The 16039-nt window shown below is 69.9% G+C and carries 10 protein-coding genes; 1 reads left to right on the top strand and 9 read right to left on the bottom strand.

The features are described 5' to 3' along the window. Positions 1-56: 56 nt before the first annotated feature. From tkt to ACVCL3_RS10720, 9 genes are all read right to left on the bottom strand, one after another. Positions 57-2108 carry a transketolase gene (tkt, locus tag ACVCL3_RS10680; RefSeq protein WP_447101252.1) on the bottom strand — a complete coding sequence of 684 codons (2052 nt, stop codon included), beginning with the start codon at positions 2106-2108 and terminating at the stop codon, positions 57-59. Between the two features lie 71 nt (positions 2109-2179). Beyond that, positions 2180-3826, bottom strand: a complete 1647-nt coding sequence (gene pgm / locus ACVCL3_RS10685) for a phosphoglucomutase (alpha-D-glucose-1,6-bisphosphate-dependent) (RefSeq protein WP_447101253.1) — start codon at positions 3824-3826, stop codon at positions 2180-2182. Between the two features lie 120 nt (positions 3827-3946). After that, positions 3947-5584, bottom strand: coding sequence for a glucose-6-phosphate isomerase (pgi, locus tag ACVCL3_RS10690; RefSeq protein WP_447101254.1), 1638 nt, complete (start codon positions 5582-5584; stop codon positions 3947-3949). Then, a complete protein-coding gene (tal, locus tag ACVCL3_RS10695; protein ID WP_447101255.1) occupies positions 5581-6684 on the bottom strand; it encodes a transaldolase in 1104 nt (367 codons plus the stop codon). The genes pgi and tal overlap by 4 nt, the downstream gene beginning before the upstream one ends. Positions 6685-6737: 53 nt before the next feature. Continuing rightward, complete coding sequence (locus tag ACVCL3_RS10700; RefSeq protein ID WP_447101256.1) at positions 6738-7439, bottom strand: HAD family hydrolase; 702 nt, start codon at positions 7437-7439, stop codon at positions 6738-6740. Beyond that, the gene (zwf, locus tag ACVCL3_RS10705; RefSeq protein ID WP_447101257.1) at positions 7436-8854 is read right to left on the bottom strand and encodes a glucose-6-phosphate dehydrogenase; all 1419 of its coding nucleotides are present in this window, start codon (positions 8852-8854) and stop codon (positions 7436-7438) included. The genes ACVCL3_RS10700 and zwf overlap by 4 nt, the downstream gene beginning before the upstream one ends. Before the next feature lie 193 nt (positions 8855-9047). Continuing rightward, on the bottom strand, positions 9048-9707 hold the full coding sequence (locus ACVCL3_RS10710) for a class I SAM-dependent methyltransferase (protein WP_447101258.1): 660 nt from the start codon (positions 9705-9707) through the stop codon (positions 9048-9050). A gap of 59 nt (positions 9708-9766) precedes the next feature. Then, entirely contained in the window at positions 9767-11137 is a 1371-nt protein-coding gene (locus tag ACVCL3_RS10715) for a chloride channel protein (protein WP_447101259.1), read from the bottom strand. 101 nt (positions 11138-11238) lie between these two features. Further along, the gene (locus ACVCL3_RS10720; protein WP_447101260.1) at positions 11239-13671 is read right to left on the bottom strand and encodes a S9 family peptidase; all 2433 of its coding nucleotides are present in this window, start codon (positions 13669-13671) and stop codon (positions 11239-11241) included. 148 nt (positions 13672-13819) lie between these two features. Between ACVCL3_RS10720 and ACVCL3_RS10725 the strand changes: the two genes are divergently transcribed. Continuing rightward, positions 13820-15982: a prolyl oligopeptidase family serine peptidase gene (locus ACVCL3_RS10725; RefSeq protein ID WP_447101261.1), complete on the top strand. Its 2163-nt coding sequence runs from the start codon at positions 13820-13822 to the stop codon at positions 15980-15982. The last annotated feature ends 57 nt before the right edge of the window (positions 15983-16039 follow it).

Raw genomic sequence — 16039 nt, forward strand, 5'->3', positions numbered from 1 at the left:
CAGGCCGGCCGACGCGATCGCGCAAGCCTTCGCGTTGGCAGGGCTCCGTGTGACGGTCAGCGCTGCAGCAAGGCCTTCGCCCGCTGCACCACGTTTTCCACGGTAAAGCCGTATTCGCGCAGCAGCACCTCGGCCGGGGCGGAGGCACCGAAGCGGTCGATGCCGAGCATGTCGCCGTGGGCGCCGGTGTAGCGTTGCCAGCCCTGGGCCACGCCCAGTTCCACCGCCAGCCGGGCGGTGACGTCAGGCGGCAGCACTTCATCGCGGTAGGCCTGCGACTGCGCCTCGAACAGTTCCCAGCTGGGCATCGACACGCAGCGAACGGCTATACCTCGGCCTTCGAGCTGCTCGGCGGCCTGCACGATCAGGTCGACCTCCGAACCGCTGGCGATCAGGATCAACGCCGGCTTCTGGCCGTCCTTCGCATCGCGCAGCACGTAGGCACCCTGGCGCAGGCCGTCGGCGCTGGCGCAGCGGCTGCGGTCGAGCGTGGGCAGTTTCTGCCGCGACAGCGCGAACAGCACCGGCTTGCCGGTGGTGGCCAGCGCCACCTTCCACGCCACCGCGGTCTCGTTGGCATCGGCGGGGCGGATCAGCACGAGGTTGGGTATCGCGCGCAGGCTGGCCAGTTGCTCGATCGGCTGGTGGGTGGGGCCGTCTTCGCCCAGCGCGATGCTGTCGTGGGTGAACACGTGGATCGCGTGCACGCCCATCAGCGCGGCCAGCCGGATCGCCGGGCGCATGTAGTCGGAGAAGATCAGGAAGGTCGAGCCGTACGGGATGAAGCCGCCGTGCACGGCCAGGCCGTTGACGATCGCGCCCATCGCATGCTCGCGTACGCCGAAGTGCAGGTTGCGGCCGGCGTTGCTCCAGCCGGCGCTGTCCGAACCCTGCGTGTCGAGGCCCTTGGTGGCCGCGGGATTGAAGTCGCCGAAGCCCTTCAAGTTGGTGAAGGTAGAGGAGTCGAGGTCGGCCGAGCCGCCGAACAATGCCGGCAGATGCGGCGCGATCGCGTTCATCACCTTGCCGCCGGCCTCGCGCGTGGCCATGCCCTTGGGGTCGGCATCGAAACCGGGGATGTCGGCGTCCCAGCCGTCCGGCAGCTCGCCGCGCAGGCGCCCGCGCAGCTCGGCGGCCAGTTCGGGGAAGGCCTTCGCATAGCCGTCCAGACGGCTGTTCCATTCGGACTGCGCCTGCGCGCCGCGCTGCCCGGCCTGGTGGAAATGCTTCAGCGCGGGCTCGGGCACCAGGAAATCGGGTTCCGTCGGCCAGCCCAGGTTTTCCTTGGTGGCCTTGACGTCGTCCTTGCCCAGCGGCGAGCCGTGCGCCTTGTAGCTGTCCTGCTTGGGCGAGCCGTAGCCGATGTGGGTGCGCACCAGGATCAGGCTGGGCCGCGAGGTTTCCGCCACGGCGTCGTTCAATGCCTGGTCGATCGCCGCGATGTCGTTGCCGTCATCAACCTTGATCGTCTGCCAGCCGTACGCCTCGAAGCGTTTGGCGCGATCCTCGGAGAAGGTGATGTCGGTGCCGGCGGCCAGGGTGACGTAGTTGTCGTCGTACAGGCACACCAGCTTGCCCAGCTTGAGATGGCCGGCCAGCGAGGCGGCCTCGGAGGCCACGCCTTCCATCAGGTCGCCGTCGCTGACGATGGCCCAGGTGCGATGGTCGATCACGGTGTGGCCGTCGCGGTTGTAGGTGGCCGCCAGCTGCGCTTCGCCGATCGCCATGCCCACCGCGTTGGCCAGGCCCTGGCCGAGCGGCCCGGTGGTGATCTCCACGCCCGGCGTGTGGCCGTACTCGGGATGGCCCGGCGCCTTGCTGCCCCACTGGCGGAATTGCTTGATGTCGTCCAGCGACAGGTCGTAGCCGGTGACGTGCAGCAGGCTGTAGAGCAGGGCCGAGCCGTGGCCGGCGGAGAGCACGAAGCGGTCGCGGTCCGGCCAGTGCGGGTCGGCCGGATGGAACTTCATGTGCTTTGTCCACAGCACGTAGGCCATCGGCGCGGCGTCCAGCGGCAGGCCGGGGTGGCCGCTGTTGGCCTTCTGCACCATGTCCACCGACAGGAAGCGAAGCGTGTTGATGCATTGCTGGTCGAGGTCGTGGGACATGATGATTTCTCCGATGGAATGGACGCGATGCGCCGTCGGCTCCCGCCGACGGCTGGCGGGCGGTGCCCGCCCTACGCGATGGCGGTGTCGACGATCTTCTGGGCCTCGTCGAGCAGGGCTTGCAGGTGCCGCTCGTCCTTGAAACTCTCGGCGTAGATCTTGTAGATCGCCTCGGTGCCCGACGGGCGCGCGGCGAACCAGCCGCTGGCGGCCACTGCCTTGATGCCGCCGATCGCCGCGCCGTTGCCGGGCGCCTTGTCCAGCACCTGCTCGATCTTCTCGCCGGCCAATCGATCAGTGTGCAACTGGTCGGGCGAGAGCTTGGCCAGCTTCGCCTTCTGCGCCGGGGTGGCGGCGGCTTCGACGCGGTTGCTGAAGGGTCGGCCGAGTTCGTCGGTGAGCTGGCGGTACAGCTCGCCCGGGTCGCGGCCCTCGCGCGCGGTGATCTCGGCGGCGAGCAGCGAGGGCACCAGGCCGTCCTTGTCGGTGGCCCACACCGAGCCGTCGCGGCGCAGCAGCGAGGCGCCGGCGCTTTCCTCGCAACCGAAGCCGAGCGAACCGTCGAACAACCCTTCGGCGAACCACTTGAAGCCGACCGGCACCTCGACCAGCTTGCGCCCGAGCCGCTTGACCACGCGGTCGATCAGCGCGGTGCTGACCACGGTCTTGCCCACCGCGGCGTCCGCGCTCCAGTGCGGACGGTGGCGGAACAGGTAGTCGACCAGCACCGACAGGTAGTGGTTCGGCTCCATCAACCCGGCAGAGCGGGTGACCACGCCGTGGCGGTCGTGGTCGGTGTCGCAGGCGAAGGCCACGTCGTACTGGTCCTTCAGGCCGATCAGCCGCTGCATCGCGTACTTCGACGACGGATCCATGCGGATCTTGCCGTCCCAGTCCACGCTCATGAAGGCGAATTGCGGATCGACCACGTCGCTGACCACGGTGAGGTCGAGCTGGTAGCGCTCGGCGATCGGCGCCCAGTAGTGCACACCGGCGCCACCCAGCGGGTCGACGCCCATGTGCACGCCGGCGCCGCGGATGACGTCGAAATCGACGATGCTGGCGAGGTCGGCCACGTAGCGGTCGAGGTAGTCGTGCTCGCGCGTGGTGGCCGCCTTGCGCGCCTGCGCGAACGGCATGCGCTTCACGTCCTTCAGGCCGCCCTCGATCAGCGCGTTGGCGCGGTTCTCCACCCACTTGGTGATGTCGGTGTCGGCCGGGCCGCCGTTGGGCGGGTTGTACTTGAAGCCGCCGTTGTCCGGCGGGTTGTGCGAGGGCGTGACCACGATGCCGTCGGCCAGGCCGCTCGTGCGCCCGCGGTTGTGCACCAGGATCGCGTGCGAGATCGCCGGCGTGGGGGTGAACTCGCCGCCGCTGGAGATCAGGGTGGGCACGCCGTGCGCGGCCAGCACCTCCAGCGCGCTCTCGAACGCCGGCTGCGACAGCGCATGGGTGTCGAAGCCGATGAACAGCGGGCCGTCGATGCCCTTCGAGGTGCGGTATTCGCAGATCGCCTGGGTGATCGCCAGGATGTGCCACTCGTTGAAGCTGCCCTGCAGCGAGCTGCCGCGGTGGCCGGAGGTGCCGAATGCCACGCGCTGCGCGGGCACCGACGGATCGGGCCGGGTGTCGGCGTAGGCGGCGAGCAGCTTCGGCACGTCGACCAGGATGGACTTCGGCGCCGGCTTGCCGGCGAGCGGGCTGATGTTCTGGCTCATGGGGTCTCGGGAATCTTGCGATGGGAATGCGAATGCCCGTAGGAGCGCACTTGTGCGCGATGCCCTCCGTCACGTCACGAAAGGCATCGCACACAAGTGCGCTCCCGCGAAGATGAAACGTCAGGTGTGACCGTCGCGCAGTTGGCGGTAGCGGCGGATCAGGGTGTTGGTGGAGCTGTCGTGGGCGAGCTTCGGCTCGTCGGCGGCGGTCAGCTCGGCGATGGTGGTCTTGGCCAGCTGCTTGCCCAGTTCCACGCCCCACTGGTCGAACGAGTCGATGTTCCAGATCACGCCCTGCACGAACACGCTGTGCTCGTACAGCGCGATCAGGCTGCCCAGCACGCGCGGGGTCAGGCGCCGGGCCAGGAGGGTGCTGCTGGGGCGGTTGCCGGGGAAGGTGCGATGCGGCGCCAGCGCCGCGTCGGTGCCGGCGGCGCGCACCTCCTCGGTGGTCTTGCCGAAGGCCAGCGCCTCGCCCTGGGCGATCAGGTTCGCCATCAGCAGGTCGTGCTGGTCGCCCAGCGGGTTGAGCGTCTGCGCGAAGCCGATGAAGTCGCACGGCACCAGGCGCGTGCCCTGGTGGATCAGCTGGTAGAACGAGTGCTGCCCGTTGGTGCCCGGCTCGCCCCAGTAGATCGGGCCGGTGGCGTAGTCCACCGCCGTGCCGTCCAGCGTGACGCGCTTGCCGTTGCTCTCCATGGTGAGCTGCTGCAGGTAGGCCGGGAAGCGCTTGAGGTACTGCTCGTAGGGCAGCACGGCGACGGTGGCGGCATCCAGGAAGTTGTTGTTCCAGATCGCCAGCAGGCCCATCAGCACCGGCAGGTTGCGTTCGTACGGCGCGTGGCGGAAATGCTCGTCCATGGCATGGAAGCCGGCCAGCATCTCGCGGAAATGCTCCGGCCCGACCGCCAGCATGGTGGACAGGCCGATCGCCGAATCCATCGAGTAGCGCCCGCCGACCCAGTCCCAGAAACCGAACATCTGCGCAGTGTCGATGCCGAACTTTGCCACCTCGGCGGCATTGGTGGATACCGCCACGAAGTGCTTCGCCACCGCCGACTCGTCGCCCAGCGCGGCGAGGCACCAGGCCCGCGCGGCGTGCGCATTGGTCAGCGTCTCCAGCGTGGTGAAGGTCTTGGAGCAGACGATGAACAGCGTCTCGGCCGCATCCAGGTCGCGCGTGGCCTCGACGAAATCGGTGCCGTCGACGTTGGAGACGAAGCGGAAGCACATGTCGCGCCGGCTGTAGTCGCGCAGCGCCTCGTAGGCCATCACCGGGCCGAGGTCGGAGCCGCCGATGCCGATGCTGATCACGTTGCGGATCGGCTTGCCGCTGTGCCCGCGCCACTCGCCGTTGCGCACGCGGTCGGCGAAAGCGGCCATGCGGTCGAGCACCGCATGCACGTCCTCGACCACGTCGCGGCCGTCCACCTCGATGCGCTCGCCGCGCGGCGCGCGCAGCGCCACGTGGAGCACGGCGCGGTCCTCGGTGCGGTTGATCCGCTCGCCGCGGAACATCGCCGCGGTGCGCTCCGGCAGGTGGCAGGCCAGCGCCAGCTCGCGCAGCAGGCGCAGCGTGTCGGCGTCGACGCGCTGCTTGGAATAGTCCAGGTACAGCTCGACGTCCGCCAGCGCGAACGTTTCGCCGCGCTGCGGATCGTCGGCGAACAACTGGCGCAGATGTTTGCGGCCGATGACGGCGGCGTGCTGCTGCAGCGCCCGCCAGGCGGGCAGCGTGGTCGGCAGGGGCTGGTTCATGACATCGCCGGTCCCTGGCCCTTGTCGCCCAGTGCCGCGGCCTTGTCGGCGATGCGTTGCAGCAGCTGGTTCCACGATTTGACGAAGGCCTCGGCGCCGTCGCGCTGCAGCTTGTCCGCCAGCGCGTCGACGTCCACCCCGGCCTGGGCGATCTTGCGCACCACCGCGTCGGCGTCGCCGCCGTCCAGCGGCATCACGCCGTCGAGCTGGCCGTGCTCGGCGAACGCGTGCAGGGTGTTCTCCGGCATCGTGTTGATCGTGTTGGGCGCCGCCAGCGTACCGACGTACAGCGTGTCAGAGGCCTTCGGGTCCTTGGTGCCGGTGCTGGCCCACAGCAGGCGCTGCGGCTGCGCCCCGGCGCCGGCGAGCTTCTGCCAGCGGTCGGAGGCCAGCAGCCGGCGGTAGGAACGATAGGCCTGCCGCGCCACCGCGATGCCGAGCTGGTTGTGCATCGCCTCCGGCAGCTGCGCGTTGGCGGCCACGTCCCAGCGGCTGACGAACAGCGAGGCCACCGAGCGCACGCGCGGGTCGAGCCCCGCCTCGATGCGCCGCTCGATGCCGCGCAGGTACGCCTCCGACGCGGCCTCGTACTGCGCGCAGGAAAACAGCAGGGTCACGTTGATCGGGATGCCGAGGAAGATCGACTCCTCGATCGCGCCCACGCCCTCGGGCGTGCCGGGGATCTTGACGAACAGGTTGTCGCGCTTGCCGGCGGCGTGGATCTGTTTTGCCGCGGCGATCGAGCCGGCGGTGTCGGCCGCGAGCAGCGGCGAGACTTCCATCGAGACCCAGCCGTCCACCCCGCCGGTGCGCTGGTACACCGGCGCGAACAGGTCGGCGGCGCGGCGCAGGTCCTCCAGCGCCAGTTCGGTGAACAGCTTCTCGCCGGAGAGCCCGGCCAGGGTCTTGGCGTGGATGCCGGCGTCGTAGGCGTCGCCGTCGCCGATCGCCTTGTCGAAGATGCTCGGGTTGGAGGTCAGCCCGGTGATCGAATCCTCGTTGATGTAGCGCGCCAGGGTGCCGTCGTCGAGCAGGGTGCGGGTGATGTTGTCCAGCCACAGGCTCTGGCCGAGGTCGTGCAGTTGTCGGGTCGCTTTCATGCTTGCTCCAGGGATTCCGGTTCGATGTGTCGATCGCCCTGCCGCCGGCGCGTTCAATCGGCCGCGAGCGCGATGACGGGCGCGCTCGGCAGGAAGTCTTCAAGCTTACGCCCGCGCAACTCGCCGATGCACGCGATGGTCTGGTCCGGCGGCGGCTCGATGCGCTCGTGTTCACCGGCGGCGGCGTAGTGGCCCTGGCGCACGAACACGGTGGTGAGGCGCGGCCCGAGCTGGCGCTTCATCTCCGCCAGCAGCTGCGGCTTGTCGTCGACCATCACGTAGTGGGCGGCCGGATAGCGCTGCTGCGTGGCCACCAGCATGCGCTGCTTGTGGATGTAGACCAGCACCTCGCCGCGCACCGCCGACCACAGGCCGGCGCGGCGGATCTTGTGCGGCTGGAACACGATGTCGCCGTCGGAGAGGATCGCCGTGGGCGCCAGCGAGCGCAGGTGGGCGACGGTCTCCAGCGCGTGCGGGTACAGCCGCTGCTCGAACGGGTACTCCAGCAGGTACTTCGACATCTGCAGCAGCGCCGGTTCGTTGTCCAGTCCGCTGCGGAAGCGCTGCAGCGCGCCCAGGTAGTCGGCGTAGCCGAGCTCGTCGCGCAGCTCCCCGTAGATCGCCCAGTAGCGATCGCGCTGTTCGGCGCCGAACGCCGTGGCCACGGTGTCGCCGAGCTCGGCGCCGAAGCGGTCGTTGTCCAGCAGGGTGTTGTCCACGTCCAGCAGGAACACCAGCGCGGCGGCCTCGCTCATGACGTGCGCTCCGCATGCCCGTCGAGCACCGGGTTGTGCCAGCCGCCGTCGGCGGCGATCAGCGCATCGGCCTGTTTCGGGCCCCAGCTGCCGGGGCGATACGGGATCGCCGGATGGTGACGGGTCAGCACCGGGTCGACCACCTGCCACGCCGCCTCGACCGCCGCCTCGCGCGTGAACAGCGCGCCGTCGCCGTCCATGGCGTCGCCGAGCAGGCGCTCGTAGGGCAGTTCCTCGCCGGTCTGCTCGTCCATCAGCAACAGCTCGCGCTGGTCGCCGACGAAATCCTTGCCCACGCGCTTGACCCGAGCGGCCAGCGCCATCGCGGTGGTGGGCGAGATGCGCAGGCGCAGGTAGTTGGCGCGGGCCGGACTGGTGGCCGCGTCGTCGAACAGCTGCTGCGGCGGCGGCTTGAGCACCACCATGATCTCGGTCGCCGTCTCGGCCAGGCACTTGCCCGAGCGCAGGTACCAGGGCACGCCGCCCCAGCGCCACGAGTCGATGAACAGGCGCAGCGCGCAATAGGTTTCCACGTCCGAGCCCTTGGCCACGCCCGGCTCCTTGCGGTAGCCGCGGTATTGTCCGCGCACCAGGTCGTCGGGCTTCAGCGGGCGCATCGCCTGGAACACCTTGGCCTTCTCCGCGTGCACCGCCTCGAAGCCCTGGTACGCCGGCGGCTCCATCGCCAGCAGCGCCACGATCTGCATGAGGTGGTTCTGGATCACGTCGCGCAGGCAGCCGGCGCCATCGTAGAACGCGCCGCGCCCCTTCACGCCGAACTGCTCGGCCAGGGTGATCTCCACGCTGGCGATGTGGTCGCGGTTCCAGATCGGTTCGAGGAAGGAGTTGGCGAAGCGGAAATACAGCAGGTTCATGATCGCTTCCTTGCCCAGGAAGTGATCGATGCGGAAGATCGCCTCGTCGGGGAACACCGAGCGCAGCGTGCGGTTGAGCGCGCGCGCGGAGGCCAGGTCGTGGCCGAACGGCTTCTCCACCACCACCCGCGCGCCATCGGCGCAGCCGGCCTGCTGCAGCCCCTTGACCACGGTGCCGAACAGGCCGGGCGGGATGGCGAGGTAATGCAGCGGCCGCTTCGCCGTGCCCAGCGCCTTGCGCAGGCGGGCGAAGGTGTCGGGGTCGGCGTAGTCGCCGTCGACGTACTGCAACCGCGCCGCCAGCTTGTCGAAGACCGCCTTGTCGAGCTTCTCTCCGTGTTCCTTCGCCGCCTGCCGCACGCTGTCGAGCGCGCGCTGGCGCAGCTGCTTCACCGTCCAGCCCGACTTGGCGACGCCGATCACCGGCACCTCCAGGTCGCCGTCGCGCGTCATCGCCAGCAGCGCCGGGAAGACCTTCTTGTAGGCCAGGTCGCCGGTGGCGCCGAAAAAGACCAATGCGTCCGAGCGGGATGTTGCCATCGCGGGAGTTTCTCCGGTTGGGGCGGGGTGGATCGAAACGCCGATCAGTCGCGGGGCCCGGGACGGGCCGGCGGTGGTTCGATGCGCTCCGATCGGAAAGCCGCATCGCGGCAAGTCTGCCTGCGCGCGGGTGAAGCCGGTGCAAAATCCGCACCGCGCCTGCTGGCCGGATGGTCGAAAGAAATCACGGCGCTCAGCGCTTGCGCGCCAGGCTGAGGCCGTCGCCCAGCGGCAGCATCGACAGGTCGATGCGCTCGTCGTGGTGCAGCTTGTCGTTCAGCGCCTGCAGCGCGCGCGTGTCCTCATCCGCGGCCGGCTGCGCCACCGCGCCGCTCCACAGCACGTTGTCGATCGCCAGCAGGCCGCCGGGGCGCAGCAGGTGCAGGCATCGCTCGTAGTAGTCGTCGTAGCCGGTCTTGTCCGCGTCGACGAAGGCGAAGTCGTAGGTGGCGCCCTCGCCCGCGGCGAGGCGCTCATCGAGCGTGTCGCGCGCCGGCGCCAGGCGCAGGTCGATCTTCGCGGCCACGCCGGCGCGCGCCCAGTACGGCTGGCCGATGGCGGTGTACTCGGCGCTGACGTCGCAGGCCAGCAGGTAGCCGCCCGCGGGCAGCGCCAGCGCCACCGACAGCGCGCTGTAGCCGGTGAACACGCCGACCTCGATGCAGCGCCGCGCACCGGTCAGCTTCACCAGCAGGGCCATGAACTGCCCCTGCTCGGGCGAGATCTGCATCCGCGCGCGGGCATGCGCCTGCGTCGCCTCGCGCAGCGCCGCCTGCTGCGGATGCTCGCGCAGCGAGTGATCGAGCAGGTAGCGATACAAGGTGTCGTCCAGGTTCAGGCTGCGTCGTGACATGGCGGTGCTCGAAGCGCGGAGGGAACCCCGATTCTATGCCCGCCCCGGCAGCCTGCGGCTCACAGCCGGCGATCGTCGTCGCGTCGCCCCAGCAGCCGCCGCCGCTTGGTCCACCAGCGCAGCAGGCCGTAGGACAGGCGCACCTTTTCCTGCCCCACCGGCAGGTCGGCGCGGGCGAAGATCCACGACGACTTGCTGAAGGCGATCTGCTGCGCCGGATACACGCTGCGATGGCCGATGATGAGATACGCCGCCACGCAGGCGCCGGCCACGTACAGGGTCGAGTCGGCTCCGAACAGTTCCACGCCCATCAGGATCGCCGCGATCGGCGCGTTGGAGGCCGAGGCCACCACCGCCACCAGGCCCACTGCCGCGCCGAGCGCGGGCGCCAGCCCCAGCATCGGGGCGAACGCGCCGCCCAGCACGGCGCCGATCACGAACTGCGGCGTGACGATGCCGCCGTAGAAGCCCGAGCCCAGGGTGATCGCCACCAGCAGCGCCTTCCACAGGAAACCCAGCGTCGGCATCGACTGCCCGTCCAGTGCGCGATCCATCAGCGGCAGGCTCAGCCCCAGGTAATCGGTCGGCACCACCAGGATCAGCAGCGCCAGCACCGCCCCGCCGAGCACCGGCAGCAGCGGCGGCCACAGCGCCCGGCGCTCGCGCAGGGTGACGAACGCGCGGCGGATGCTCTGCAGCAGTTCCACGAACACCCACGCCGCCGCGCCGCACAGGATGCCGATCAGCACCGTCTTGAGGAACAGCAGTTCGGTGAAATCGCCGACGAAGGCGATGTGGTAGACCGGGTAGGGCACGCCAAGCGCCTTGCTGACCTCGAACGCGGTGACCCCGGCGACGATGCCGGGGAACAGGAAATCGTGGCGGATGCGGCCGATCGCCAGCATCTCCACGCCGTAGATCGCGCCGGCGATCGGGGTGCCGAACACGCTGGCGAAACCGGCGCTGACGCCGCAGGCCAGCAGCCGCTTGCGCAGCTCCGGATTCAGGTGCAGCACCCGGCCGATGCCCGCCGCGAGGCTGGCGCCCAGGTGCGAGCACGGCCCTTCCTTGCCGGCCGAACCGCCGCAGCCGAGCGTGATCAGCGCCGCCACCGGCTTGATCCACAAGGTGCGGAACGGCATCTTGCCGCGCTGCTCGTTGACCGCCACGATCGGCGAGTCGTCGAACGTGCTGCGCCGCAGGCGGTAGCCGTAATGCAGCAGCAGGCCGTTGGCCAGGCCGCCGGCCAGCAGCAGCCCGGCCTGCGCCCACCACGAGATCGCATAGGTGTGCCCGGAGGTGGCGAACAGCGCGCGCAGGAACAGGCTGCAGCCCACCCCGATCACCGCGCCGGTGACGATCGACAGCACCAGCCACTGCAGCACCGTCGCCAGCATCACGAGCGGTTCGGCGAGGCGGAGGCGGGGCATCGGGCGGTACCGGGCAGGCGGAGGGCCGGCCATTGTAGCCCGCCACGGCACGCGATCCCGGCGCCACCGCCCGCCGCGGGCGGGCGGTGGCGTTCAGTAGCTCAGTGCGCGCGCTCGCGCACCGGCTTCACGTAGGTGTCGAACAGCTCGTCGATGCGGCGGTATTCGTCGTACCAGGAATCGGCGTGGACGAAGCCGTGGCGTTCCATCGGGTACAGCGACATCCAGAAGTTCTTCTTGTGCAGCTCGATGAAGCGCTGGTACAGCCGGATGGTGTCGCTGGCCATCACGTTGTTGTCGATCAGGCCGTGCTGCATCAGCAACGGGTCGCGCAGGTTGGCGGCGTACTCGATCGGCGAGCTGGTCTTGTACGCCTCCGGGTCGAGCTGCGGGTCGTTGAGGATGTTGGAGGTGTACTCGTGGTTGTAGCTGGTCCAGTCGGTGACCGGACGCTGCGCCGCGCCGGCGGCGAACTCGCCGGGCGCGCGCAGCAAGGCCATCTCGGTCATGAAGCCGCCGTAGCTGCCGCCGTACAGGCCCACGCGCTGCGGATCGACGCCGTGATGCTTGACCAGCCAGGCCTTGCCGTCGAGCAGGTCCTCCAGTTCCGGGTGGCCCATGTTGCGGTAGATCGCGGTGCGCCAGTCGCGGCCGTAGCCGGCCGAGCCGCGGTAATCCATGTCCAGCACCACGTAGCCCTGCTGCACCAGCAGGTTGTTGAACATCTGCTCGCGGAAATACGGCGTGGCCTGCAGCGTCACGTCCTGCAGGTAGCCGGCGCCGTGGATGAAGATCACCGCCGGGCGCGAGGCCGGCGCGGCGGCCTCGTCGGCCGGGCCGTAGTACTTGGCATAAACCACCCCGGCGCCGTGCGAGGAGGGCACCTGGACGATCTTCGGCGCGATCCAGTCGTGCGCCAGGTAGGCGCTCTTCATGGTCTGGGTGAGCTCCTTCGCGGCGCCGCCGGCGGCATCCACCACCGCGAGCTGGTCGAACCGGTAAGGCGAGCCGTGCAGCACGGCCAGCTGCCGGTCGTCCGGCGACAGCACGAAACTTTCCACGCCCTGGAGCTGCGTCAGCCGGCTCAGCTCACCACCGGCGGAAGGCACGCGGTAGACGTCGTAGCTGTACGGCGCAACCTTGTTGGCCAGCACGTAGAACCACTGACCGTCCTCGCTCAGCTGCGGCGCGCTGACCTCGAACCTGCCGGAGCCGGTGAGCGCGCGCGCCTTGCCGTCGAGCGGCTTGGCGTACAGCCGCGAGTAGCCGTCCTGCTCGCTCAGGTACCACAGCGTGCGGCCGTCCTTGAGCCAGCCGAAGTCGTTGAAGCTCCAGTTGATCCAGGCCGGGTCGGTCAGCCGCTGCTGAGTGACCAGCGCGTGCCGCGCGAAATCGACGCTGGCGATCCAGCGGTCCTTGTTGTCGATCGCGCGCAGCTGCACGGCCAGGTTGGCTCCGTCATCGCTCCACGCGAAGCCGCGGAAGTTCACCGTGACCGGCCGCACGTCGGGCGCCTTCAGCGCCTTCGCCTGCTCGCTCTTGCCGGCCTTCTCCAGCGCGGCCACCGTCTGCTTGCGCAAGGCGGCCAGCGGATCGGTGGTGATGCCGGGCAGCGTGTCGGTCGCCAGCGGGTAGCTCTGGTGCTGCGCCAGGTCCAGCAGCAGCAGCGACTGCGGCGCGGGATCGGCGCGGCCGACGTAGCTGCGCGCGTCTTCCGCCTCGGTGTAGCCGCTGTCGGTGACGTAGTGGTTGACCACCGAGGCCTTGCCGGCCTTGTATTGCTTGGGCTCGGTCACCAGCAGCAGCCAGCGGCCGTTCGGCGACAGCGTGCTGTCGACCGCCTTGATCTTGCCGCCCAGCCAGAACGGCCGCGGCGCGCGGCCGGCATCGGCCGCCTCCAGCGCCTGCGTGTGCTCGCGCACCGCCTCCTTGTCGGCCTTGATCGCGCGCAGGGTCTTGAACAGGTCCAGCTGCAGCTGGCCCAACTCGTCGGGCTGCTTCGCCTGCGGGTCGTCGGCGAACTTCAGCTCGGCCACCGGCGCGCTGACGCCACGGGCCAGGTCGTAGCGGTACCAGTCGGTGCCCGAGCGGTACTGCAGCGCGCGGCCGTCGGCGGAAAACTGCGGCGAGGATTCGCGCTGCGTGGTCTGCGTGACCTGCTGGCGCCGGCCGCTGCCGAGGTCGACCAGGAAGATGTCGCCGTGCAGGACGAAGGCGGCGTGCCGGTGCGCCCGGTCGAACACCGCCGGACCGTCGGCGCCGGCCATCGCCGCCGGGTCGAGCTTCACGCTGCTGCCGCTGGCCGGGTCGACGCGGTACAGGTCGCGCACCGAGCTGCCGTCGCGCTTCAGTTCGTAGTACAGGCTGCGGCCATCCACGCTCCAGTAGGGATTCTCCACCGGCTGACCCATCCAGTCCGCGTCGGCCATGATGGTTTCCAGGTCCAGCGGGGCCGATGCGCCGGTGTTCGGCGTGGCCGCCGCGGCAGGAAGCGCCAGCAGAGCGGCGAGGCTGGCGAGCAGCAAGCGATGCATGATCTTCATTCCCCAGGCAAGAGAGCACCCTAACCTAGCGTTCGCCACGAGACGGGGAGTGTGCCGAAAGTCAGGGGAGCGCCGCCGCAGCGGCCGCGGTTGGCGCTACCCTCGCAGGTATTCGCGTCCTGCCCCGGAAATCCTCGCCATGCGCCACGCCCCGCTCCTCGCCCTGTTGCTGCTTGTTGCCGACGGCGCCGTCGCCAGCCAGTTGCCCACGCAAGCCGTGCCGCACCAGGCGCCGCACCAGCAGGCACTGATCGGCGAATCGCCGCTCCTGCCGCCGCCGTCGCCGCAGCGCAGCGCGTCCAGCACCATCCACGGCACGCGCGTGGCCGACCCCTACCGCTGGCTGGAAAACCCCGCCGACCAGGCCGTGCGCCAGTGGATCGCCGCGCAGAACGCCTACACCGAGGCGACGCTGGCGGCGATGCCGCAAGGCAAGGCGCTCACCGCGCGCGTGCAGCAGCTGGCGATCACCTCCACCACGCGTTCCGGCCCGATGCTGGCCGGCGGCACCTTGTTCTACCTGCAGCAGACGCCGCCGCAGGCGCAGCCGGTGCTGGTGGCGCAGGCCTGGCCGGAGGGCGCGGCGAAGACCCTGGTCGATCCGAACGCCGACCACGGCGGCACCGCGATCACCGGCTACTGGCCCTCGCCGCGCGGACGCTACCTGGCTTACGGCACCGCCGAAGGCGGCAGCGAACTGACCACGCTCCACGTGCTCGACGTGGCCAGCGGCAAGACCCTGCCCGACACCCTGCCCTGGGCCGGCGGCGGCACCACGCCGCAGGGCGTGGCCTGGGACGCGGACGAAACCGGCTTCACCTACGTGCGCTTCGCGCCGCCGGCCGCCGGCCAGGAGGTGGTGCAGTTCGACGCCACCCTGGTGCATCACGCGCTGGGCCAGGCCGCCGACGCCGACGCCGTGGTGTTCGGCCGCGGCTATTCGAAAACCGCCGAATACGTGCTGGTCGATTCCCCCGCCACCGCGCAGGCCGCCGTGCTCGCCTACGACGGCGATGGCGGCCCGGCCGAGGTGTTCGTGCGCCGCGGCGGCACGTTCACCCGCGTGCTCGGTCGCGACGCCAACGTGCGTACCGCCGCGTGGGTGGATGGACGGCTGTACGCGGCCGCGTTCGACGACGCGCCGCGCGGCCGGATCGTGGCCATCACCGATGACGGCAAGGTGACGCCGGTGCTGGCCCAGCGCGACGGCGCGATCCAGCAGATCGCCCCGCTCGGCGACGGCTTCCTGGTGGTGCGCAGCCAGGGTCCGGACTGGTGGATCGAGCAGTACGACGCGCGCGCGAATGTCGTGCGACGCGTGCCGCTGCCGGCGCAGGGCATCGGCATCGGCGACATCGCCTCCGAGTCGGGCCGGTCCGACGCCCTGATCAGCTACGGCGGCTGGACCACGCCCACCCGCTGGGTGGCATACGACGGCAACCGGGGCACGCTGAAAACGGTGTTCGCGGTGCAGCCCGCCGCCGATTACTCGAAGGTGGTCGTGCAGCGCATCGAAGGCACCTCGAAGGACGGCACCACGATCCCGGTCACCGTGCTGTCGATGCCCGGCATCACGCCCGACGGCGCGCGCCCGACCATCCTCTACGGCTACGGCGGCTTCGACATCCCGATCAAGCCCGGCTTCATCGGCGCCAACCTGGCCTGGCTCGAACGCGGCGGCGTGCTCGCCTACGCCAACCTCCGCGGCGGCAACGAGAACGGCCAGCAGTGGCATGCGCAGGGCCAGAAGCTGCACAAGCAGAACGTGTTCGACGACTTCCACGCCGCCGCGCTGGCCTTGTTCGACACCCACTGGACCGACCGCCAGCACCTGGGCATCCTCGGCGGCAGCAACGGCGGCCTGCTGATGGGCACGCAGATCGTGCAGCACCCCGCCGACTACCGCGCCGTGGTCGCGCGCGTGGGCATCTACGACATGCTGCGCCACGAGACCGACTTCGCCAACGGCCCGTACAACATCCCCGAGTACGGCAGCATCGCCGACCCGGCGCAGTTCAAGGCCACCCTGGCGTACTCGCCCTTGCAGAACGTCAAGCCACGCACCGCCTACCCGGCGGTGCTGATGACCACCGGCGAGAACGACCCGCGCGTGGCGCCGTGGCAGTCGCGCAAGTTCACCGCCGCCCTGCAGAACGCCACCACGTCGCACGAGCCGATCCTGCTGCTGACCCGCATGCACGCCGGCCACGGCATCGGCGCCCCGTTCAGCCAGCGCGTCGGCGACACCGCGATCGGCCTGACCTTCTTCGCGCACGAGCTGGGGCTGGACACCAGCAAGTAGCCGCCCTGATGGGTAGGAGCCCGCTCGCGGGCGATGCCTTGAAGGCAGGGATTCGGG

This window comes from Rhodanobacter sp. UC4437_H4 (assembly GCF_052978425.1).